The organism is Nonomuraea helvata (assembly GCF_039535785.1).
Lineage (GTDB): Bacteria > Actinomycetota > Actinomycetes > Streptosporangiales > Streptosporangiaceae > Nonomuraea > Nonomuraea helvata.
The window spans coordinates 220,478-240,682 of record NZ_BAAAXV010000012.1 but is presented as its reverse complement, the minus strand read 5'-3'; the positions used below and the strand labels follow the sequence as shown (position 1 = coordinate 240,682).

Below are 20,205 nucleotides of genomic sequence, written 5' to 3'. Positions count from 1 at the left end.
ACGTGCCGTTCCTGTTTGATCGGTGGCGGCCGGCCGGGGCACGCGGGTGTGGAACGGTGTCGGCTGCTCCCGCGGTGGTTGGGGCTCCCGGATGGGGGGATTCGGTCGGGCGGGGTGTGCGGCCTGCCGCCCACCACAGCGGATGTTTCGGGCAAATCGGTCCAATTAGGGCCGGTCTGGGCGGGTTTTTTGCGGTGAAATGTCACCGGCAGTGGACGATCCATGTCAGCATCAAAGACATGTATGGGCCATATGGGACTGCCTTAAATGAGGGAGACGGGAGAGAACGCCCGTCCCGTTGAGCACTCCCCTGCCGTGCCCCCCGTTCCGTGTCGTCTACCTTGCTGGAAAGAAGTCCCCCGTTGCGTATCTTGCTGCTGTGCTCCTCGTTCAACGGCCTGACCCAGCGTTGCTGGCTGGAGTTGCGCCGCTCCGGCCATGAGGTGAGTGTCGAGCTGGCCGTCTCGGAGCAGGCGATGGCGGAGGCGGCCGAGCTGGCCAAGCCGGATCTGGTGATCTGCCCGTTCCTGAAGGAGCGGGTGCCTGAGGCGCTGTGGCGTTCCCACCGTACGGTGATCATCCATCCGGGGCCGCCCGGGGACCGGGGGCCGTCGTCGCTGGACTGGGCGATCCTGGAGGGCGAGACCGAGTGGGGCGTGACGGCGCTGCAGGCGGTCGAGGAGATGGACGCGGGCCCGATCTGGGCGTACCGGACGTTCGCGATGCCGTCGGACCCCTCAGGGGTGCCGCGCAAGTCGGCGCTGTACAACGGTCCGGTCGCCGACGCGGCGGTGGAGCTGGTGACGGAGGTGGCGGCCAACGCGGCGGATCCGTCGTTCGTGCCGGTGCCGCTGGACTACCGGGCGCCGGAGGTGCGGGGCCGGCTGCGGCGGGCGATGCGGCACTCCGATCGGGAGTTCTCCTGGGAGGAGCCGACGCAGGACATCCTGCGGCGGGTGCGGGCCGCCGACGGGGCGCCCGGCGGCCGGGCGATGCTGTGCGAGGTGCCGGTGCGGGTGTTCGACGTGTACCGGGGTCCCGATCTGGCGGGGCGGCCGGGGCAGGTGGCGGCGCGCCGGGAGGGCGCGGTGCTGGTGCACACCGGCGACGGCGGTTCGGTGTGGGTGGGCCATGTGCGGCTGGAGCAGGAGGGGGCGATCAAGCTGCCGGCGGCGCTGGCGCTGGGCGACCGGGTCGCCTCGGCTCCGGAGCGTTCGGGCTACAGCGAGATCACCTATGACCGCAGCGACGGCGTGGGAGTGGTGAGCTTCGACTTCTACAACGGGGCGATGTCGACCGAGCAGTGCCGGCGGCTGTCGTCGGCGTTGCGGTACGCGGTGGCGCAGGACACGCGGGTGCTGGTGGTGCGGGGCGGGGAGACGTTCTCCAACGGCATCCACCTGAACGTCATCGAGGCCGCACGCCAGCCGGAGCTGGAGGCGTGGCTGAACATCAACGCGATCAACGGGGTGTGCCGGGAGATCGTGGGCTGTACGAGCCAGCTGGTGGTGACGTCCATCGGGGGCAACGCGGGCGCGGGCGGGGTCATGATGGGGCTGGGCGCCGACCGGGTGATCATCCGGGATTCGGTGGTGCTGAACCCGCATTACCGGACGATGGGCCTGTTCGGCAGCGAGTACTGGACGTACGTGCTGCCGCGCCGGGTGGGCGCGGAGACGGCGCGCAGGCTCACGCAGCAGGCGTTGCCGGTCGGCGCGGTGGAGGCGGTCGAGATGGGGCTGGCCGATCGGATGCTGGGCGGGCCGCGGCTCGACTTCGAGCGCAGGGTGCTGGAGTACGCCGAAAGGCTGGCGGCGGATCCCGGTTATGATCGGCTGCTGGCGGGGCGGCGGCAGGCGCGTGAGGTCGATGAGCGGCGCAGGCCGCTGGACGCCTACCGGGCCGAGGAGCTGGCCGAGATGAGCCGCGACATGTTCGACGACCGCAACGAGTTCCGGGCGGCGCGGCGGGCGTTCGTGCACAAGGTGAAGGCCGCGGCGACGCCGGAGCATCTGGCGGGCCATCGGGAGTTGTCCGGCGCGTCGGCCCCGGCGGGCGCTGCGGCATCTCATATGTGAGATATGGTCTCCTGTTGTGGCAGATGACTATCTTGTGCGGATCGGCCGGCTGATCCGGGATGCGCGTCAGCATCGTGGATGGACGCAGTTGCAGCTGGCCGATGCTCTGGCGACGTCTCAGAGCGCGGTCAACCGGATCGAGCGCGGCAACCAGAACATCAGTCTTGAGATGATCGCCCGGATCGGTGAGGCGCTCGACAGTGAGATCGTCTCGCTGGGATATGCGGGGCCGATGCATCTGCGGGTGGTGGGCGGCCGCCGCCTGTCGGGCAGCATCGACGTCAAGACGTCGAAGAACGCGTGCGTGGCGTTGCTGTGCGCGTCGCTGCTGAACTCGGGCCGGACGATCCTGCGCAAGGTGGCGCGGATCGAGGAGGTCTACCGGATCCTGGAGGTGCTGGCCTCGATCGGGGTGCGGGCCCGGTGGATCAACGAGGGCAGCGACCTGGAGATCGTGCCTCCGGCCCGGCTGGAGCTGGAGGCGATGGACACCGAGGCGGCCCGCCGCACCAGGAGCGTCATCATGTTCCTGGGCCCGTTGATGCACCGCACCGAGCAGTTCCAGATCCCGTACGCGGGCGGCTGCGACCTGGGCACCCGTACGGTGCAGCCGCACATGTCGGCGCTGAAGCACTTCGGGCTAGACATCACCGCGACGGGCGGGTTCTATCACGCGCGGGTGGACCGGGAGGTGTCGCCGTCGCGGCCGATCGTGCTGACCGAGCGGGGCGACACGGTGACGGAGAACGCCCTGCTGGCGGCGGCCCGGCACGACGGCGTGACGGTGATCCGCAACGCCTCATCCAACTACATGGTGCAGGACCTGTGCTTCTTCCTGGAGCAGCTGGGCGTGCGGGTGGAAGGGGTGGGGACGACGACGCTGACGGTGCACGGGCTGCCCGACATCGAGCGCGACGTCGACTACTCCCCCTCCGAGGATCCGGTGGAGGCGATGAGCCTGCTGGCTGCGGCGGTGGTGACGTCGTCGGAGCTGACGATCTGCCGGGTGCCGGTGGAGTTCCTGGAGATCGAGCTGGCGGTGCTGGAGGAGATGGGCCTCGACTGCGATCGGGGCCCGGAGTACGCGGCGGCCAACGGGCGTACCCGGCTGGTGGACCTGACGGTGCGGCCGTCGAAGCTGGTCTCCCCCATCGACAAGATCCACCCGATGCCGTTCCCCGGGCTGAACATCGACAACGTGCCGTTCTTCGCGGCGATCGCGGCGTCGGCGCAGGGCTCGACGTTGATCCACGACTGGGTGTACGACAACCGGGCGATCTACCTGACGGAGCTGACGCGGCTGGGGGCGTCGGTGAAGCTGCTGGATCCGCACCGGGTCCTGGTCGAGGGCCCGACGCGGTGGCGCAGCGCGGAGATGATGTGCCCGCCGGCGCTGCGCCCCGCGGTGGTGGTGCTGCTGGCGATGATGGCCGCGGAGGGCACCTCGGTGCTGCGCAACGTTTACGTGATCAACCGCGGGTATGAGGATCTGGCCGAACGGTTGAACGCGTTGGGAGCGCGCATCGAGACGTTCCGCGACATCTAGCGTTCCTGTCGGTGCCGGCCGCTACGGTCGTCCTTGGATCTTTTCTCGTGCGCGGGACATTCGAGGGGAAGGTGGCGGCCGGTGCGGCCTGCGGAGCTCGAGCGGCTGACGGTGGCGGAGGCGGCTGACCGTTATGTGGAGCTGGTGCGGGCCAGGACGGTGACGGGGGCGCTGTCACCGTCGACGGCGGAGGTGTATGCGCGCGATGTCGCGACGCTGGTGGAGCTGGCCGGCGCCGAGGTGGTGCTCGACGATCTGACGGGCCAGGATGTGGACGCGTTGCTGCTGGCGTTCGCGCGCCGGCCGGACGGGCGGCGGCGCACGGCCGGCGGCGGGCAGTCGCCGTCGTCGCAGGCGCGTTTTCGCCGGTCGATCTCGGCGCTGTTCAAGCATGCGACGCTGGCGGGCTGGGTGCAGATCAACCCGATGACGGCTTCGACGGTGACGGCCAAGGAGCGCGGCGGGTTGCGGCCGCAGCGGCGGGCGTTGACGCGCGAGCAGGCGCAGGGGCTGATCGGGGCGGCGCGGGCGCTGCCGGAGGCTCCCCCGGCGGGCAAGCGTCGCGACCAGCGTACGGAGTTGCGCGACGCGGTGATCGTGCTGCTGCTGTCGACGGTGGGGCCGCGGGTGTCGGAGCTGGTGCGGGCCAACGTGGAGGATTTCTTCACCAACGACGGGGTGCGCTACTGGCGGATCTTCGGCAAGGGCGGGCGGACGCGGGACGTGCCGTTGCCGGACGGCGTTGCCGGGGTGCTGCAGGAGTATCTGGAGCGAGGACGGCCCACGGTGGCCGGCACGGTGGCCGGCACGGTGGCCGGCACGGTGGCCGGCACGGTGGCCGGCACGGTGGCCGGCACGGGGGCCAACCCGGGGGCCGACAAGGCGTTGCTGCTGTCGTGGCGGGGGCGGCGGCTGGCGCGGGGAGACGTGCAGGCGGTGATCGACCGGGTGCAGCGGCGGGTGGACCCCGATCAGCGGCGTTCGGTGACGCCGCACGGGTTGCGGCACACGACGGCGACGCATCTGCTGGCGGACGCGGTGGACATGGACGCGGTGCGGCGGGTGCTGGGGCACAGTGATCTGTCGACGCTCGGCCGCTACCGCGATGAGCTGCCGGGCGAGCTGGAGGTGGCGATGCGTACGCATCCGCTGCTGCGCGGCAAGAGCGGCCGGTGAGCGCGGTGTCCGCTCTCCCCCGCCGCTCACGACGGAGAATTCGATAACTATACCGGTATCACGGGTATAGAGTGGGTTACATGGTGCGACCTCCGCTGACTCCTGAGGAGCGGCTGCGCGGCGAGCAGCTGGGCTTGATCCTGCGCCGGGCCCGTGGCGAGCGCAGCATCGTCGAGGTCGCGGCCGCCGCCGGCATGTCCGCCGAGACCCTCCGCAAGATCGAGACGGGCCGGATCGCGACGCCGGCGTTCTTCACCATCGCGGCCCTGGCCGACGTGCTCGGCATCTCGCTCGACCGGCTCGCCACCCGTTCCACGCCGGCCCCTACCTGACCGGCTGCTCCTCCGGCCGTCGCCTGGACGGCCGCCGTCCCCGCCGAACACGCCTGAGCGGGTGCCCGTGGTCCCGGCCGGCAACCCGGCGAGCCTATGAGCAGAGGGAGCGGCTGCGCTGCTGCGCCGCCCTGTGCGGCGGTGTGACGACGAGGGCCTCCCCCAGCGGACAGGCCCTCATCGTCACGTACGGGCCCGGCGGCCGGACGTCACGGTCACTGGAAGCGCCACAGCTGCGCGTCGTTGGGCGTGGTGCAGGTGAAGACCTTGGCCAGCTGCCCGAGGGTGTCCAGGCACAGGGAGGGGTCCAGGGCCGACTTCAGCTGGCCGAAGCCCACCCCGGTGGACGGGATCTCCCCCTGGTGCAGCCAGCGCTCCCCGGCCAGGCGGCTGGGGTCGCAGGCGTGCTGCACCACCTGCGCGCCGAACGCGGCGGCCTCGTTCCTGACCTCGACGCACTTGCCGCTGCCCCGGTTGGACAGCTGGTAGACGAAGGCGCCGGAGCCGTCGATCGACAGCAGGGTCGGCAGCCACAGCTGGGCGTCGTTGCCCTTGCAGGAGATGCGCTGGAGTAAGGCGTTCTCGGCGGTGGAGGCGTCCTTGACGTCCAGGCACTTGCTCTGCTCGGCCTCCTGCACCTTGAAGAAGCCGCCGAGAGCCAGCGGGCCCGGGCCCGGCGGCGGCGCCACCGGCCCTCCGGTCGGCTGCACCGAAACCGGCACCGCCACCGGGGCCGGGGCCAGGGCCGGGGTGGGTTGGTCGGCGGCGTTCGCGGCGGCCGGCACGAGGCAGCCGGCCGCGGAGATCGCCACAGAGATCGCCGCGGCCAGCAGCAGCGGCGCGGTCGAGCGTCGTGCGCGGCCGGAGAGGGTCTGGTTCATGGGCGTTTGCTCGCTTCCTGTTGAGGGTTTCGATCCGTTACGTGAGGGCGCTGCGGCGGGTCAGCTGCCTTCCTGCACCTGGAAGATCTGGTCGGCCACCAGCCCGTGGGCCTCGCGGTGCACCGCCGCGGCCGCCTCTGCCGAAGGCGCCTCGACCAGGCAGAAGATCGTGCCCTGGCTCTCGTCGACCCAGTAGCGCAGATAGCTGACGTCGTGGCGGCCCTGATGCTGCAGGTCCGCCTTGTGCGCCTGGACGACGTCGGCCATCGCGACGCCTTGGGCGATGGTGTGGACGTCCATGTAGAGCGGCATGCCGGCCTCCCGTTCCGTGGTGAGTCCCGCCAACCGTAGGGACGCGGGCCGGGCAGCCGGATCGGGAACGGATCCCTATGTTGCGCCGCGCGTTCCCTAGATTGGGGTCCCGGTAGCAGCGGTCGCCACGGATGTTGCTGTCCACCGAGACGATGGCCCCCCATGCGGGGGCCGCATCGCCGCGTGTGGTGATCACTTGAGGGCGGGCTCAGGGTGTCAGTCCCAGTTGGACAGCACGTTGCGGAGCTGGTTGATGCGCTTTTGGGCCTCGGGGCCCTGGATGGGGGTCGATCAGCCCGAGCTGCATGCCTGGAACGTCGCGGAGCCTCGATGGAGGGACCGGTTCCGGGTCGGTCTCAATCTCGATGGCCAGGACACCTTGGGCTTGTTTCTCGGGGCCGTAGATGCGGCGGATGTTGGCCAGTTGCTGCTCGCGTGGGGCTGGTCGGGTTCACCCGCTCGGGGCCTCAGCGGGTGCCTGACGACCTCGCGACGTGGCCTCGGTTGACCTTGACACTGTGACAAGGCCTTCACTGGTGCCAAGGAGGTGGTCCCGATGGCTATGCCGAAACAGGACATGGATGCGTTCCCAGCTTTGCAGGCACTGGAGGCCGGCGACTCGTCAGTGCGGCTGCGGGCGGCGCTGGCGCTCGGCGCGAGCCCCGACCCGCGGTTCATCGACAAGCTCATCGAACGCTGCGCGATCGAGCCCGAGTTCTCTGTGCGTGACATGCTGACGTGGGCGCTCACGCGCCACCCGGCGTCAATGACGGTCCCGGCGCTTGTCGAAGAAGTTCGCTCGGAGCATGCGCAGGCACGAAGCCAGGCGTTGCACACGCTGTCCAAGATCGGGGATCGGCTTGCATGGCCGGCGATCACACGGGCGCTTCTGGGCGACGCCGACGATGAGGTGGCGCGCAGCGCTTGGCGGGCGGCGGTCGTGCTCGTGCCCGACGGTGAAGTGCCCGAGTTGGCCGCGGTGTTGTCGGCGCAGCTCGGGCGCGGCGGGCGTGAGATGTGGCTGAGCCTCAGCAGGGCGCTGGTCGCGCTCGGTGAGGTGATCGTGCCAGCGCTGCGCGCTGCGATGACGGATCCCGACCCACGGGTACGCGCGCACGCGATCGACACGGAGAAGCTGTTGCGCGACCCGGATGCCGGGGTGGCGTTCGCGATCGAGGAAGCCAAGCGTGTGGTGGCCCTCGGCGGCACCGGCGAGGAGGAGTGACGGGGCCGTGTTGATCGGTGATGTGGCACGGCGGTCCGGGGTCAGCGCCCGCATGCTCCGGTATTACGACTCGCTCGGCCTGGTGCGGCCGACGGGTCGCAGCGATGGCGGCTATCGAGAGTACTCCAGCGAGGACATCCGGCGGATCTTTCATATCGAGAGCCTGCGGTCGTTGGGACTGTCGCTGCGGGAAGTCGGGCGCGCACTGGATGATCCTGACTTCAGGCCCGTAGAACTCGTCGACGACCTCATCCGCCAGACGCGAGAACGCATCGCGGCTGAGACGCAGCTGCTCACGCGACTGCGCCGGATCGGCGCTGCCGAACCCGCGGGCTGGCAGGACGTCCTCCAGGTCGTCGCGCTCCTGCAAGCGCTGGGGTCGAAGAGCGCCGGCAGGCGCCAGCGCGCGGCCCTGTCCTCTGTCGAAGAGGGGCCGGTGCCGGTGGAAGCGCTGGTCGAGGCAGTGCTGAGCGAGACGGACCCGAACGTCGCCGGAGCCCTTCGATGGGCGCTGGCGCAATCGGGCGACGCCGGATTGGCGCTGCTTGCGGAGGGTCTCGGCTCACCGGTGGCCGAGGTGCGCAAGCGTGCCGTCCAGTCCATCGCCGAGATTTCGGACGCTACGGCGACCGCGCTGCTGCAGGAGACCCTCACGAGCCCCGACCTCGTGGTCCGCAGGTACGCGGCGCTGGCGCTGGGGGCCCGTGGTGTAGCCGAAGCCGTTCCGACGCTCATCGACATGGTTGTCGAGGGGACGCATGACGTCGATGCGGCCGATGCCCTGAGCGCGCTGGCGAGTCGTCCCGCGTCGGCGGATCGGATCGCTTCCATGCTCGTCGATCGCCTCGCCCATGACGCCGTCGAATCGTCGGCACGCCGACGGCTGACACAGGCGCTCGCGGACATCCCCGGAACCACAGCGTCACGAGCCCTCGTGGATCTGTCACATGACGAAGACCGTGCCGTTGCGCTTACCGCGGCATACATCCTTCGGATACGCAAGCAGGAGTCATGACGATGATCTACAAGTCCGAAGCCGGTAGACGCGAGCTCCTCGAACACTACCGGCAGGCACTGGAGGCCTGGCCGGTTCCCGCCGAGCAGCTACGGGTGCCAACCCGTCAGGGCGAGACCTTCGTCCTCGCCTCCGGCCCGTACGACGCGCCGCCCCTGGTGCTGCTGCACGGTTCGGGCGCGAACGCGTCGATGTGGCAAGGAGATGTCGTCACCTGGTCCCAGAACTTCCGTGCATACGCCGTCGACCTCGTCGGCGAGCCGGGTCTGAGCGCGCCCTCGCGCCCCGCCCTGGACTCCGACGCCGTGGCACTCTGGCTGGACGACGTGCTGGAAGGGCTCGGGATCAGCGACGCCGCGTTCGTCGCCACCTCCCTCGGCGGCTGGACGGCCCTGGACTACGCCATCCGCCGTCCAGAACGGGTGACCCGCCTGGCGTTGATGTGCCCAGGCGGCGTGGGACGGCAGAAGGTCGGCTGGATGTTCAAGGCCCTGCTGACCCGCCCGTTCCGGCGCGACGGACTGCGCGAGTCGGCGATGGCGGTCGCAGGACTGGACGGGGACAGGGACCGGCAGGCGCTTGACGCCGTCGTCCTGACGTTCACGCACTTCAACCCGCGCAGGGAGAGGCTCCCGGTGTTCCCCGACGAGGCGTTGCGCGCTCTCACCATGCACGTCCTCGTCATCGTCGGCGGCCGTGACGCGATGTTCGACTCCCACCAGACCGCGCGGCGCGTGCGTGAGTGCATCCCGCACGCGACCGTGCATCTGCTGCCCGAGGTGGGTCACGCTGTCTTCGGCCAGGCCGAGCCGATCGCCGCGTTCCTCAGGGCCTGAGGGTCGCCCGAGGGGATCTCACCCTCGGGCTCCGGGGCTGACCGGTAGGAGTCGTTGATCAAGTGGTCTGTATCCGAGCCAGTATGGCCTCCGGTTCCCGAAAACGCCGGCTCAAGGTTCACGCGTGGCCGTGTTCCCAGGCCCAGGCGGCGATGCCCACGCGGTTGCGCGCCCCGAGCTTGCGCTGGACGTTGGCCACGTGGGTCTTGGCGGTGCCGCTCGAATGCCCTCCACGAGGAGCACCGGTCCCGCGTGTTCAAGCGGAAACCCGCAGGCTCCTGCGCGGGGTGCGGCGTGCACGTACTGGTCGAGGCCGTAGGTGGTCACGACGTCTACCAGGCCATGCTGGAGGTCGGCCGGGCGCAGAAGACCTTTCCGCGAGGAGCAGCGGGAGATCCAGGAAGGGCTCAACGTGGTGGAGTCCTCCAACGGCGCCAACAGCGTCATCTTCTACGGCAAGGGCGGCGACATCGCCACCAACCGGCGCGAGGAGCTGGAGATGAGCGTGTTGTGCCTGCGCATCCTGCAGACCGCGCTCATATACATCAACACCCTGATGCTGCAGGACATCCTCGCCGATCCGGAATGGGCCAAGCTGCTCAAACCCGCCGACCGGCGCGGACTGACCCCGCTGTTCTGGCAGCACATCCAGCCGTACGGTGAGGTGCGGCTGGACGTGGCCAAACGTCTGGCTCCGGGTTCTCCAGACCGTAGCTGAGGCCAGCTCACCACGCAGGCGCTTCAGCCCAGCAGCACGATCACACCAGCGAGGAGTACCGCGGCGACGAGCACGGCCACTACGACCAAGACCGTCGTGCCGAGCCGTCGGCGGATGAATTTCGGGTTGTGGGCCATCGTGATCTCCTTCATGGTCAGGCTTGGCGTCGGATCACCAGGTAGGCGATTCCGGTCAGGGCGAGGGTGAGTGCCAGGTAGGCGGCCGTTTCGGTCCACTGCATGGTCCAGAAGGGCAGATCGAATCGTCCGCGCAGGGCCCGGCCGGCGAGTTGGCCGGCACCGACCAGGAGCACTGACAGCGGCATGGCGATGCGGGTGTGCCGGGTGACCGCGCCGAGTGCGACGCCGAGTGCCAGTGCGAACAGCGACCTGCCATAGAGGACCGGGCCGTGGCTTTCGTAGTACGGCCAAGCCATCGGATTACCCGCGCTGTCCGGCAGGGACCAGGTCAGCACCGCGGCGAGGACGGCGGTCGCGGCCAGGGCGCCGGCACCACCAGGTCGGCGCGCTTGCCGGCGGCCAGCGCGAGCGCGAGGAGCGTGCGCTGGCCGCCGGACAATCGGTCCACCCGCTCGCGCGGGCCGATGTCGTGCCCGGACAGCAGTGACTGCGCAGCCGCGCGATCCCAGCGGGGGTTGGTCGCGGAGCCGAAGCGCAGCAGGTCGGCGACGCTCCACCGGCGATACAGTGGCTTGTCCTGGGCGACGAACGCGACCGCGGCCTTCTCCAGCGGATGGCCGAAGACCTCTGCCCGTCCCGCGGTGGGCGTCAGCAGGCCGGATACCAGGTTCAGCAGCCGTGGACTTGCCTGCCCCGTTCGGCCCGACCAACGCGGCCCTGGCCCCGGCGGGCACCGCGATGGTGGCCTCGCGCAGCGCCCACCGCTGCCGGTAACGCTTGCCCAGGCCGCTGGTCTGCAGCGCGTTCACCGCTCTTCCCGGCCGGTCAGCTCGTGCATGCGGCGCAGCAGCGCTGCGCGCCGGGCATGGGCGCGCAGCGCCAGTGCCAGGGCCACCGCGACGAACAGGCCCCCGACCGCCAGGGCGGGCCCCGCCCCGGTGCCACGCTGCACGGCTACGACGGTCACGAGTGCCGTGGTGGCCAGCGAGGCGGCCAGGCCGATCCAGGCGGCGATCACCCGATCGGCGGCGAACAGCGGAACCCGGCGCGTCAGCAGCCACCCACCGTAGGCTGCCCAGGCCAGGCAGAACACGGTGAACAACGCGAACGCCACATGCGTGCGCCCGGGCAGCGGCCCTGGCTCCGACCACCACAACGTGCCCACGAACACCGCGCCGCCGACGCCGGACAGCAGTGCCGCCACCGCCCGGATCCGGACTCTCAGCGACAGCACCGGAGCCAGGTGCTCGATCATGTCCTGCGCCGACAGGCGCGGTTCGTCTGTCATGGCCGGTATCCCTTCTCCTCCAGGTGTTCACGCAGCAGACGACGGGCGCGGTTGAGCCGGGACTTGACCGTTCCGGCCGGGATCTGGCAGATGTCGGCGCACTCCTCCACCGGCAGGTCCTCCAGGTAGAACAGGACGAGGATCTCCCGCTCCAGCACCGGCAGAGCTGACAGCACGCTCACGAGCGCGGCGCGATCCACCATGGCCTCAGCCGGGTCTTCGACGACCATGTCGCCGAATCCGGACGTTTTCTCCGCCTTGGCGTACTCGCCGCGCAGCCGGTCGGTGACCGACCGCCGGGCGATCGTGAACAGCCACGGCGCGAACCGGCCGGGTTCCCTGAGCCGGGGCAGGCCGCGGACGACGGCCAGCCAGACCTCCTGCGTCACGTCGTCGGCCCGGTCAGCATCCAGCATGCGGCACACATAGATCCACACCGGTATTCGCCACCGAGCCAGCAGTTCGGCCAGCGCCGCGCGCTCTCCCAGCTGAGCGCGCACCACCAGCAACTCATCGGTCATCTCGTCCTCCCGTCATCTTGCACAGTCGGGCGAGAAGCCAAGAAGGTTCACGGTTCCCGGAATCACCTATGGAGCATGGTCCAGGAGCAGGACGACGCCGCCGGGGACCGGCAGGCCGGCGCTGCGGACCGGACCGCCGCCGCCGGCGATCGGCTGGCCAGCGGCCGGGACCGGAGCCCGGCGGCGCTGGACCGGCTGGAAGCGAGCACCGACCGGCAGATCGCCTCCGGATGGCGTACCCGCAAACGCATCACGTTCGACCAGAACCGGGCTGCCGGGTCATGCCGCCGCCGGCAGGCCCTGACGACGTACGCCTGGTCCAGGGTTCATGCGGCGGAGGCGGTGCGGCTTCGGGCGGCTGTCCCACCGTCGCGTGTTTTTCCTGGTCAGCCGTCTGGTCATCATGGTCACGGCGGCCCAGTTCAGGTGTGCCTCGCTGTGCTCGGACTTGCGTTGGTGTTATTCCGCTGCCGTGATTATCCCGATGGCGACGGCGATCGCGGTCGCTGTGGCGCCGAGGCCACCTCAAGGGGCAGGGGCCGGCGGAAGAGGGCCCAGATCGCGGATGACCCCAGCCAGGGCCCGGATGGGCTCGCTCTCAGCCTCGCTCCGCCACACCAGCGCGTACGACAGCGGCTCCATATCGGTGACCGGCAGGTAGGCGATGTCCGGCCGCACCCAGTAGCGGGTGACGTGGGCGGGGAAGAGCACGACAAGCCCGTCCATGCTGGCGAGGGTCATGGCCTCTTCCGCGTCCCGCACCACGGGACCGCGCTCGATCTGACGGCCCCGCCGGGTAAGGCGCGGGGCGTAGGCGTCGTACCAGTAGCCGGGCCCGGTGTCGGCGTGCGGGTGCTGGAAGTCGGAGACCATCTCCAGCGAGACCGACGCGCGCGGGGCGAGCTGGTGGTCGGTGGCGACGGCCAGCACGCGCTGCTCGGCGAACACGCATACCCGAGCGCAGGTAGCCCTGCGGCGCGGGCACGACGCGGCCGCCGAAGCACTCCGCGACGTCTTCGCCGAACTGCTCACCGACGAGCAGTCGCTACGCCGGATGGGAGCCCTCGTCGCCGGAACCGACATCCGCTTCCCGATGCCCGGCTCCCACCACCACCCGCTGACCGGCACCTTCGCCCCCGACCTCGCCCTGCACACCGACCACGGCGTCACCAGCGTCGCCGACCTCCTACACACCGCCCGGCCCGTCCTCCTCGACCTGGCCGACCGCCCAGAGCTCCGCCAGATCGCCCGGGACTGGCGGCATCTCCTCGACGTCCACACCGCCAAGACCGACGATCGGCCGGCTGACGCGCTGCTGATCCGCCCGGACGGCCACGTCGCCTGGGCCGCCGGCCTCGACGAATCCACGGACAGCGCCATGCCCCCGCTGCGCGAGGCACTCTCCGCATGGTTCGGAACGCCTTGAAACAGCGGGAAGAGAGACATGACCAGTAGATTCACCGAGTTGGCCGTCGACTGCCACGATCCGGAGAGACTCGCGGCCTTCTGGTGCGCGGTCCTGGACTTCAAGGTGATCGACCGGAACTCGGGCAAGGTCGAGATAGGCTCCTGGGAGCCGACCATCGAGGAAGTCCGGGCCCGCCAGATGCCGCCCACCCTGCTGTTCATTCAGGTGCCCGAGGGCAAGACCGTGAAGAACCGGCTCCACCTCGACATCAGCCCCATTGACGGCAGCACCGACGACGAGGTGACCAGACTGCTGGGCCTCGGCGCCACCAAGAGAGACGTGGGCCAAGGCCCAGACCGAACCTGGATGGTCATGGCCGACCCCGAGGGCAACGAGTTCTGCGTCCTGCGCACCCTGGCGGTGACGCGCCACGGTTAGCGTCCCGCCGCGACGGTGGATAGCGGGGAGTGTCAGCGTTCGATCATCTGCCTCTTCTGCTCGTTGTGGTCCGCGCCGGCGGCCGGGGGGAGGCTGCCGAGCTTCGCCGGCTGCTCGACGGTCAGCTCGATCGCGTCGGCGGCGTCCGCCTCGGTCAGGCCGAGTTGGACGGCCTGGTCGGCGGCGGCGGCGCGGCTGGGCGCGCCCAGCTTGGCGAGGATCGCCGAGACGTGGTGGCCGGCCGTCTTGACGGAGATGAAGAGCTTGGCGGCGATCTCGGCGTTGGTGTGCTGCGCGCAGAGCAGCGCGAGCACCTCCCGCTCACGCCGGGTCAGCCCGGAGGGGTGCTCCCGCGTGGCCGCGCGCGGCCCGGCCGGCAGCGAGCGGACGCCGAGCCCGCGCAGGCGCCGCCTGACGATGCGCGCCGCGGGCAGGGCGCCGAGGTCGGTGAGGATGCGCAGGGCTTCGCGCAGCTCCGGCTCGCCGTTCGTGCCGGACAGGGCCAGCGCGGCGTCGTAGTGGCAGCCCAGCTCGCTCCAGGCCTGCGCCGCCCCGGCCGGGTCGCCGTCGAGTTCCAGCCGGTACGGCTCGGGAAGCACCCCGTGCGGGGTGCGCGGGGAGCCGGTGCGCAGCAGCCAGACCGCGACCGCGCCGCGGTCCCAGGCGTCGGAGGTGGCGGCCACGTCGTGGGCCAGCTCCGCCTCGTGCCGCGCCTGGCTCGTCCTGCCCTCCAGCCAGTACGCCTCGGCGCGGGTCAGCCGTACCGGGACGATCTGCTGCGGCTCGCCGGTGCGGTCGGCCAGCTCGGCCGCCTCGTCGAGGTGCGGCCAGAGGCCGCCTTCGCCGCGGCGGGCCAGGACCGAGCCGATCCTGCGCACCGTGCACATGCGGTTGGACGGGGAGCGGCCCACCGTGGCCAGGATGGCGGAGCTGATGGCCAGCGACTCCTCCCAGCGTCCGGTGCGTTCCATGATGGTGGCCAGCTCGCCGCGCACGCAGGTGCCGTACGTGGGCAGGTCGTGCTCGTCGCAGTAGGCGATGCCCTCGGCCGCGCACCGTTCCGCCTCGGCGAAGCGGCGCCGGCCGCTGTGCATGGCGACCAGGTTCGTGTACGCCCGGCCCGCCTGGTCCTGGTGCCGCCCGGCCAGGGCGACCTTGAGCGCGCGCCGCATCTGCTCCTCCCAGGCGGCGCCGCGTATCCAGGCGCACGCTGCCCGGGTGTTGAGGGCGTCGCTGAGCACGTCGGTGGCGCCGAGCGGCTCGGCCAGCTCCTGCGCGCGCAGCGCCGACGGCTCGGCCAGGTCGTGCTCGTAGCGCAGCATCCGGTGGTTGGCCAGCGTGGCGTACGCCCAGGCCAGCTCGATGCCGGGGCCGAGCGGCTCCAGGACCGCCACGGCGGCCTCGGCGTCGGCGACCTCGCCGTGGCACAGGTTCCACTTGATGCGCGACAGCCGGCGCAGCGCGCTGCCCTCCCGCAGCCGCTCGCCGACCTGGCGCCACTGCGTCAGCGCGCGTTCGCACGCCTCGGCCGCGTCCTGCCACTGGTCGAGCAGGGCCGCCTCGTCGGCGAGCTCTTCGCACAGCTGGGCCACGGTCGCGGCGTCGGCCTCGGCGGCGAAGCGCAGAGCGCGCCGGTACTGCGCCGCCGCCTCGCGGTGGGAGGCCAGCCAGGCCGCGCGGCGGGCGGCGGCGGGCGCGTGGCGCAGGACCGCGGCGGCCTCCCCCGCCGCCTCGGCGTGGAAGGCCATCCGGGCGTCGTCGTCACAGCCCAGCGCGGCAAGAGCCGCCAAGACCAGGCCGTGGGTGACGCGGCCGCGGCGGGCGGGCAGCGCTCCCTCCACCGCCAGCCGGGCGATCTCGTGGCGGAAACGCAGCCATTCGCCGTCGCCGGTGAGGAGCCCGCACGCCAGCAGCTCGTCCACGGCCGGGGCCGGGCACGGGGTCACCGCCTCCAGCAGCCTCCACTCCACCCGGGTGCCCATCAGCGCCGCGACGTCGAGCACCTGGCGGGCCGCGCCGCTCAGGCGTGCCGCGCGCGCCAGCACCGCGTCCCGGGCCGAGCCCGGAACCTCGTGCATGCCGGCCTGGACGACCTCGGTCACGTAGAACGGGTTGCCGCCGGTCAGCCGGTGCAGCGCGCCGGCGTCGGCGTCGCTGCCGCCGGCCAGCTCGCGTACCGCCCGTGTGGACAGGGGTGCCAGGTCGATGCGCCTGGTCGAGCGCTGCGAGGCCAGGTCGCCCAGGGTGACGCGCAGCGGATCGGCGGCCGAAAGGCCGTCGTCGCGGTAGGTGGCCAGCAGCAGCAGCGCGCTGCCGCGCAGCCGCCGGCCGAGGAAGCGCAGCAGGTCGAGGGTGGCCTCGTCGGCCCAGTGGACGTCCTCCACCACGACCACGTCCAGCCTCGCCGGGTCGCCTACCTCGCGCAGCAGCCCCCGGAACAGCTCCTCGCGTCCGGCGCCGGCGCGGCACAGCTCCAGCAGCGGGCCGCCGAGCTGCTCGGCCAGGTCGAACAGCGGCCCCAGCGGGCGCGGGGTGAACAGGCCGTCACAGGCTCCCCATGACCATCGCGCCGCCGGCATGTCCTGCTGGAAGCGCTCGACCAGCGCCGACTTGCCGACCCCTGCCTCGCCCGCGACCAGGACCAGCCGTCCCTCCCCGCGCCCGGCCTCGGCCGCGTACCCGGCCAGCGACGCCAACGACGACTCCCGCTCCAGCAAGCGCATCCCCGTAGTATCCGCCACGACCGGGCGGCTGGTAAGGGATCTCTTTCGCGGGGTGGGCGGTGTTCGGGCTCCGTACGTACGGCCGCGTGCCGGGCGCGGGTGTGGTCTTCGGGCGCGGGCGGATCGCCGTTGGCCGTCTCCGCCGGGGGATCGGGCGGTGTGGGGCCGATGGGTTACCTACGTAGGGGGTACCTACACGGACCCGTAGTCGAATAGGTACCCATATGGGGATTTATCCCGTCTCGGTGTTTGGCGTGGTGCAGCAAGCTGGACGCGTGCCCTGTACACAGGCGCCGAACGGGGAGGGGAGATAAGTGCCAGCCATGTTGCAGCCGCAAGTCGAGCAGAGCGTCGTCCCGGACCAACCCGCGCTACGGATGGTGTCGTGGAACGGCCTCTTGGCCATGGCAGACGGCCTGGCCGTCCGCGCCGGGTGGACGAGGCAAGACCGCGCCGCCTCGTGGCTGCTGTCGGCACGGCCTTCGGCGGTGCCCAGCGCGCGGCGAATGACCGCCGTCCGGCTGGCCGCGTGGGGGTTGCAAGAGCAAGCCGAGGACGTCGACCGGCTGGTCAGCGAGCTCGTCACCGACGCCTTGCGGCACGCCACCGACAAGATCAGGCTCTCACTCTGGGTGGAGGAGGGCCTGTTGCGGGGTGAGGTTGAGGACGTCAGCACCCAGGCCGCGGCCACAGCCGCCAAGCCACGGCACGTCACGCTGCTGGGGCACCTGGTGTGCTGCTGGGGGATCGCCGGCAAGGTCGTGTGGTTCGAGCTCGTCACATCTGAGCGGGACTGCCCGCACGCCCACCCGGACTGAACCGACCGGAAGGAATGACGCATCGTGCGCCAGACAAGGATCCGCACGTCCAAGCGGCCACGCCGGCCCGCTCAGAGCACGATGGATCTGCGGACCCCGTCAGGTCGGCCACTGCCGTTCTGACACCTACGAAAAACGACCGGCGGAACCGGCGAGACCGGTTCCGCCTTCCTGACGGGCACCTCACTGACCGTCGGCCCGGGCGCGCTCCCCCACCCACACCGCGATCTGCGCCCGTGAATTGAACCCCAGCTTGGTCAAGATGTGCTCGATGTGACCTTCGGCGGTCCGCTGAGCGATCACCAAGGACGCCGCGATCTCCCTGTTCGTCAACCCTTGCGCGACCAGTTCGGCGATCTCCGTCTCGCGGCGCGTCAACGGCGGCGTCTCCCCCTTGGCCGCCCGCTCGGGCCTGTCCTCCTGCAGCGCGTACGCCAGCGCCTCGTCGACAGGCATGCCCGCGCCGCGCCGCACAGCCACCTCGAACGCCGCATCCCCCAACTCCTGACGCATCGCAGCCTGGCACTCATCGTGATAGCGGGCCAGATGCCCATACCCTGACAGCGGCACCCCGATCGGGCGCCACATCGTCTCCAGGATGCCGAGCAGGCGCGCCGCCCGCTGGTGATGGCCCTGGCTGGCGGCGATCCAGGCCAGCACCTCGATGTTGAGGCCGGCGCCGAGCCGGTCACCGAGCGAACGGTTGAACGTCAGGCTCTGTTTCTCCAGTTCGGCGGCCCGGACAAGATCGCCCTGCCGCCATACCTCCACGCCGAGCGCCATCATCGTGTACGCCTTGTGCCAGCCCTCCCCGTGAGCGTCGCACACCGACAGGCACTCCTCGCCCGCCGCGATGGCGCGCGAGGAGTCACCCAGGAACGAGTGGGCGAGCGTCAGCCGGATGAGCGACAGCGCGATCCCCACCGGGTCGCCGTTTCGGCGGTGGCGGGCCAGGGCGTCCCTGTATAGCTCGATCGCGGCCTCCGTTCGCCCCTCGCACATGGCCACCATCCCGGAGAACAGCGCCACGTAGGCCAGGACCGGCTCGTCATGCAGCCGCTCCCCGATCCGGCGGCTTTCATCCAGCATCGCAGTGGCGGCGGGACGGTCGGCCTGGATGACCGCCAGCCAACTGGCGGCCCACAACGCGCGGGCACGCTCCGCACTGGGTTCGGTGTCGGCGGCCAGCGCCCGTTTCAGCCAGTCGCGTCCCTCACCCAGGTAATAACTGGTGATCCAGTGGTACAGCAGATCGCCGGCCATGCTCAACGCCGCGTGGTCCTCGCGCGGCGAGCTCAGCCAGCTGTCGAGGGCGGCCCGCAGGTTGGCGTGCTCCTTCTGAAGCCGGCCGAACCAGGCGACCTGCTGGGGGCCGAACAGCTCCGCCCGCGCCTGCGCGGCGAGGTCGCGGTAATAACCACGGTGCCGCGCCAGCAGGCCGGCCTCGCCGCCGGAGCCGCTCAGGCGCTGGCGTCCGTACTGGCGCAGCGTTTCCAGCATCCGGTAGCGTACGCCGCCCGGGTGGTCTTCTCGCATCAGCACGGACTTGTCGACCAGGCCGATCACCAGGTCGATCACGTCCTGGCGGGCGATTCCGTCCCCGCTGCAGACCGTCTCGGCCGCCTCCAGGTCCAACCCCCCGGCGAAGACCGAGACCCGCTGCCACAGCAGGCGCTCTTCTTCCAGGCATAGCGTGTAACTCCAATCGATCAGTGCCCGCAGCGTCTGGTGCCGGGGCAGCACCGCCCGTGACCCGGAGGTCAGCAGGCGGAAGCGGTCATCGAGCCGGTCGAGCAGTTGCTGGGCCGACAGGGCGCGCAGCCGGACGGCGGCCAGTTCGATGCCGAGCGGCAGTCCGTCGAGCAGGTGCACGATGCGGGTGACAGCGTCGCGGTTGTTCTCATCGACGGTGAACGTCGGCAGCACCGAACGGGCGCGTTCGGCGAACAGCCGTACGGCGTCCTGCTTCACCAGCGTCTCCAGCGGCGGCGCCGGCCGCTCGCACGAGGGCAGCGGCAGCGGCGCCACGGGCACGACCTGCTCACCGCCGATGCCGAGCGGCTGCCGGCTGGTGGCCAGCACACGCAGGTCGGGTGATGCGCGCAGGAGCGTCTCGGTGAGTTCGGCGCATTCGCCGACCATGTGCTCGCAGTTGTCGAGGATCAGCAGCGCCTGCTTGTCGCGCAGGTAGCGGGTCAGGACCCGCATGGGCGGGTCACCGGTGTGGTCGCGGATCTCCAGAGCCTCGGCGACAGCCTGGGCGAGCATGCCGGGGCAGTCCAGCTCGGCCAGTTCGACCAGCCACACGCCGTCGGGGAAGGCGCGTCGTACCTCCTGGCCGACACGCAGAGCCAGGCGCGTCTTGCCGACCCCGCCGAAGCCGGTGAGCGTCACGGCCCTGGAAGAGAACAGCAGCTGTTTGACCTCGGCCACCTCGTGCCGACGCCCCACGAAACTCGTCACCTCGGCAGGCAGCCCGCCGTCGGGCTGTCCCCGGTAGGTGCCGGTCGTCACCATTGTCATTGGCGCCTTCCGTGATGCGGCCGGCGGGTCTGCATCGGGCCGCATCCCACGTGGTCCAGGTTATGTCGCGGCCGTTATCCCAGACGAGCACGGTCAAGAACCCACAACAAGTTTTGGCCATCGCATGGTGTTACGGCGTCCCGGCCTTGACGGCGGCCGGTCCCGCACCCTGTCGGCGGGCGCGGCCTCACTCCGCCAGGACTGGTGGATTCGGTGAGCGGGGGACG

The 20,205-nt window shown here is 70.9% G+C and carries 20 protein-coding genes and 1 pseudogene; 11 read left to right on the top strand and 10 right to left on the bottom strand.

Annotation, left to right across the window (positions count from 1 at the left end; genetic code table 11):
- Nucleotides 1–362 precede the first annotated feature (362 nt).
- From ABD830_RS51245 to ABD830_RS51230, 4 genes are all read left to right on the top strand, one after another.
- Nucleotides 363–2,078 carry an enoyl-CoA hydratase-related protein gene (locus tag ABD830_RS51245; protein ID WP_345002904.1) on the top strand — a complete coding sequence of 572 codons (1,716 nt, stop codon included), beginning with the start codon at nt 363–365 and terminating at the stop codon, nt 2,076–2,078.
- A gap of 16 nt (nt 2,079–2,094) precedes the next feature.
- The gene (locus tag ABD830_RS51240; protein WP_345002903.1) at nt 2,095–3,624 is read left to right on the top strand and encodes a helix-turn-helix domain-containing protein; all 1,530 of its coding nucleotides are present in this window, start codon (nt 2,095–2,097) and stop codon (nt 3,622–3,624) included.
- 81 nt (nt 3,625–3,705) lie between these two features.
- A complete protein-coding gene (locus tag ABD830_RS51235) occupies nt 3,706–4,800 on the top strand; it encodes a tyrosine-type recombinase/integrase (protein WP_345002902.1) in 1,095 nt (364 codons plus the stop codon).
- Nucleotides 4,801–4,880: 80 nt separating this feature from the next.
- Complete coding sequence (locus ABD830_RS51230) at nt 4,881–5,132, top strand: helix-turn-helix domain-containing protein (RefSeq protein ID WP_345002901.1); 252 nt, start codon at nt 4,881–4,883, stop codon at nt 5,130–5,132.
- A gap of 215 nt (nt 5,133–5,347) precedes the next feature.
- Here ABD830_RS51230 and ABD830_RS51225 read toward each other — a convergent pair whose 3' ends face one another.
- Together ABD830_RS51225 and ABD830_RS51220 are read right to left on the bottom strand one after the other, a co-directional pair.
- Nucleotides 5,348–6,013 carry an RICIN domain-containing protein gene (locus ABD830_RS51225; RefSeq protein ID WP_345002900.1) on the bottom strand — a complete coding sequence of 222 codons (666 nt, stop codon included), beginning with the start codon at nt 6,011–6,013 and terminating at the stop codon, nt 5,348–5,350.
- Between the two features lie 60 nt (nt 6,014–6,073).
- A complete protein-coding gene (locus ABD830_RS51220; protein WP_345002898.1) occupies nt 6,074–6,325 on the bottom strand; it encodes a DUF4242 domain-containing protein in 252 nt (83 codons plus the stop codon).
- A 556-nt stretch (nt 6,326–6,881) separates the two neighbouring features.
- Between ABD830_RS51220 and ABD830_RS51215 the strand changes: the two genes are divergently transcribed.
- From ABD830_RS51215 to ABD830_RS51205, 3 genes are read left to right on the top strand one after another with little or no spacing between them, the layout of a single operon-like run.
- Complete coding sequence (locus ABD830_RS51215; protein ID WP_378521067.1) at nt 6,882–7,550, top strand: HEAT repeat domain-containing protein; 669 nt, start codon at nt 6,882–6,884, stop codon at nt 7,548–7,550.
- 7 nt (nt 7,551–7,557) lie between these two features.
- Nucleotides 7,558–8,565: a HEAT repeat domain-containing protein gene (locus ABD830_RS51210; RefSeq protein WP_345002897.1), complete on the top strand. Its 1,008-nt coding sequence runs from the start codon at nt 7,558–7,560 to the stop codon at nt 8,563–8,565.
- Nucleotides 8,562–9,401 (top strand): alpha/beta fold hydrolase, encoded by an 840-nt coding sequence (locus ABD830_RS51205; protein ID WP_345002896.1) that lies wholly within the window; start codon nt 8,562–8,564, stop codon nt 9,399–9,401. The genes ABD830_RS51210 and ABD830_RS51205 overlap by 4 nt, the downstream gene beginning before the upstream one ends.
- Nucleotides 9,402–9,519: 118 nt before the next feature.
- On the opposite strand, the pseudogene ABD830_RS51200 reads toward ABD830_RS51205, so the two are convergent.
- A pseudogene (locus ABD830_RS51200) lies at nt 9,520–9,737 on the bottom strand (response regulator); the annotation flags it as partial.
- Between ABD830_RS51200 and ABD830_RS51195 the strand changes: the two are divergent.
- On the top strand, nt 9,721–10,119 hold the full coding sequence (locus tag ABD830_RS51195; protein WP_345002895.1) for a Tn3 family transposase: 399 nt from the start codon (nt 9,721–9,723) through the stop codon (nt 10,117–10,119). The pseudogene ABD830_RS51200 and the gene ABD830_RS51195 sit on opposite strands and share 17 nt — an antisense overlap.
- Before the next feature lie 154 nt (nt 10,120–10,273).
- Here the strand turns inward: ABD830_RS51195 and ABD830_RS51190 are convergent, their stop codons facing one another.
- The 5 genes from ABD830_RS51190 to ABD830_RS51170 all read right to left on the bottom strand — a co-directional run bounded on the left by ABD830_RS51190 (nt 10,274) and on the right by ABD830_RS51170 (nt 12,998).
- Nucleotides 10,274–10,594, bottom strand: coding sequence for a hypothetical protein (locus ABD830_RS51190; protein ID WP_345002894.1), 321 nt, complete (start codon nt 10,592–10,594; stop codon nt 10,274–10,276).
- A complete protein-coding gene (locus ABD830_RS51185) occupies nt 10,588–10,911 on the bottom strand; it encodes a hypothetical protein (RefSeq protein ID WP_345003461.1) in 324 nt (107 codons plus the stop codon). Before ABD830_RS51185 ends, ABD830_RS51190 begins: the two co-directional genes overlap by 7 nt.
- 153 nt (nt 10,912–11,064) lie before the next feature.
- Complete coding sequence (locus ABD830_RS51180) at nt 11,065–11,547, bottom strand: hypothetical protein (RefSeq protein ID WP_345002893.1); 483 nt, start codon at nt 11,545–11,547, stop codon at nt 11,065–11,067.
- Complete coding sequence (locus ABD830_RS51175) at nt 11,544–12,068, bottom strand: RNA polymerase sigma factor (RefSeq protein ID WP_345002892.1); 525 nt, start codon at nt 12,066–12,068, stop codon at nt 11,544–11,546. The genes ABD830_RS51180 and ABD830_RS51175 overlap by 4 nt, the downstream gene beginning before the upstream one ends.
- Nucleotides 12,069–12,593: 525 nt before the next feature.
- Entirely contained in the window at nt 12,594–12,998 is a 405-nt protein-coding gene (locus ABD830_RS51170) for a LysR substrate-binding domain-containing protein (RefSeq protein ID WP_345002891.1), read from the bottom strand.
- Between ABD830_RS51170 and ABD830_RS51165 the strand changes: the two genes are divergently transcribed.
- Nucleotides 12,982–13,494, top strand: coding sequence for an aromatic-ring hydroxylase C-terminal domain-containing protein (locus ABD830_RS51165; protein ID WP_345002890.1), 513 nt, complete (start codon nt 12,982–12,984; stop codon nt 13,492–13,494). The two genes, ABD830_RS51170 and ABD830_RS51165, sit on opposite strands and share 17 nt — an antisense overlap.
- A gap of 18 nt (nt 13,495–13,512) precedes the next feature.
- Nucleotides 13,513–13,914 carry a VOC family protein gene (locus ABD830_RS51160; RefSeq protein ID WP_345002889.1) on the top strand — a complete coding sequence of 134 codons (402 nt, stop codon included), beginning with the start codon at nt 13,513–13,515 and terminating at the stop codon, nt 13,912–13,914.
- 32 nt (nt 13,915–13,946) lie between these two features.
- Here the strand turns inward: ABD830_RS51160 and ABD830_RS51155 are convergent, their stop codons facing one another.
- Nucleotides 13,947–16,637, bottom strand: a complete 2,691-nt coding sequence (locus ABD830_RS51155) for an ATP-binding protein (RefSeq protein WP_345002888.1) — start codon at nt 16,635–16,637, stop codon at nt 13,947–13,949.
- A gap of 323 nt (nt 16,638–16,960) precedes the next feature.
- On the opposite strand from ABD830_RS51155, the gene ABD830_RS51150 reads away from it, so the two are divergent.
- Entirely contained in the window at nt 16,961–17,455 is a 495-nt protein-coding gene (locus ABD830_RS51150) for an ATP-binding protein (protein ID WP_345002887.1), read from the top strand.
- A 183-nt stretch (nt 17,456–17,638) separates the two neighbouring features.
- On the opposite strand, the gene ABD830_RS51145 is transcribed toward ABD830_RS51150, so the two are convergent.
- The gene (locus ABD830_RS51145) at nt 17,639–19,978 is read right to left on the bottom strand and encodes an ATP-binding protein (protein ID WP_345002886.1); all 2,340 of its coding nucleotides are present in this window, start codon (nt 19,976–19,978) and stop codon (nt 17,639–17,641) included.
- Between the last annotated feature and the right edge of the window lie 227 nt (nt 19,979–20,205).

Coding starts and splice junctions, on each gene's coding strand:
- ABD830_RS51230 (WP_345002901.1), top strand. CDS start 4,881: ATGGTGCGACCTCCGCTGACTCCTGAGGAGCGGCTGCGCGGCGAGCAG.
- ABD830_RS51225 (WP_345002900.1), bottom strand. CDS start 6,013: ATGAACCAGACCCTCTCCGGCCGCGCACGACGCTCGACCGCGCCGCTG.
- ABD830_RS51220 (WP_345002898.1), bottom strand. CDS start 6,325: ATGCCGCTCTACATGGACGTCCACACCATCGCCCAAGGCGTCGCGATG.
- ABD830_RS51215 (WP_378521067.1), top strand. CDS start 6,882: ATGGCTATGCCGAAACAGGACATGGATGCGTTCCCAGCTTTGCAGGCA.
- ABD830_RS51205 (WP_345002896.1), top strand. CDS start 8,562: ATGACGATGATCTACAAGTCCGAAGCCGGTAGACGCGAGCTCCTCGAA.
- ABD830_RS51180 (WP_345002893.1), bottom strand. CDS start 11,547: ATGACAGACGAACCGCGCCTGTCGGCGCAGGACATGATCGAGCACCTG.
- ABD830_RS51175 (WP_345002892.1), bottom strand. CDS start 12,068: ATGACCGATGAGTTGCTGGTGGTGCGCGCTCAGCTGGGAGAGCGCGCG.
- ABD830_RS51160 (WP_345002889.1), top strand. CDS start 13,513: ATGACCAGTAGATTCACCGAGTTGGCCGTCGACTGCCACGATCCGGAG.
- ABD830_RS51155 (WP_345002888.1), bottom strand. CDS start 16,637: ATGCGCTTGCTGGAGCGGGAGTCGTCGTTGGCGTCGCTGGCCGGGTAC.
- ABD830_RS51150 (WP_345002887.1), top strand. CDS start 16,961: ATGTTGCAGCCGCAAGTCGAGCAGAGCGTCGTCCCGGACCAACCCGCG.
- ABD830_RS51145 (WP_345002886.1), bottom strand. CDS start 19,978: ATGACAATGGTGACGACCGGCACCTACCGGGGACAGCCCGACGGCGGG.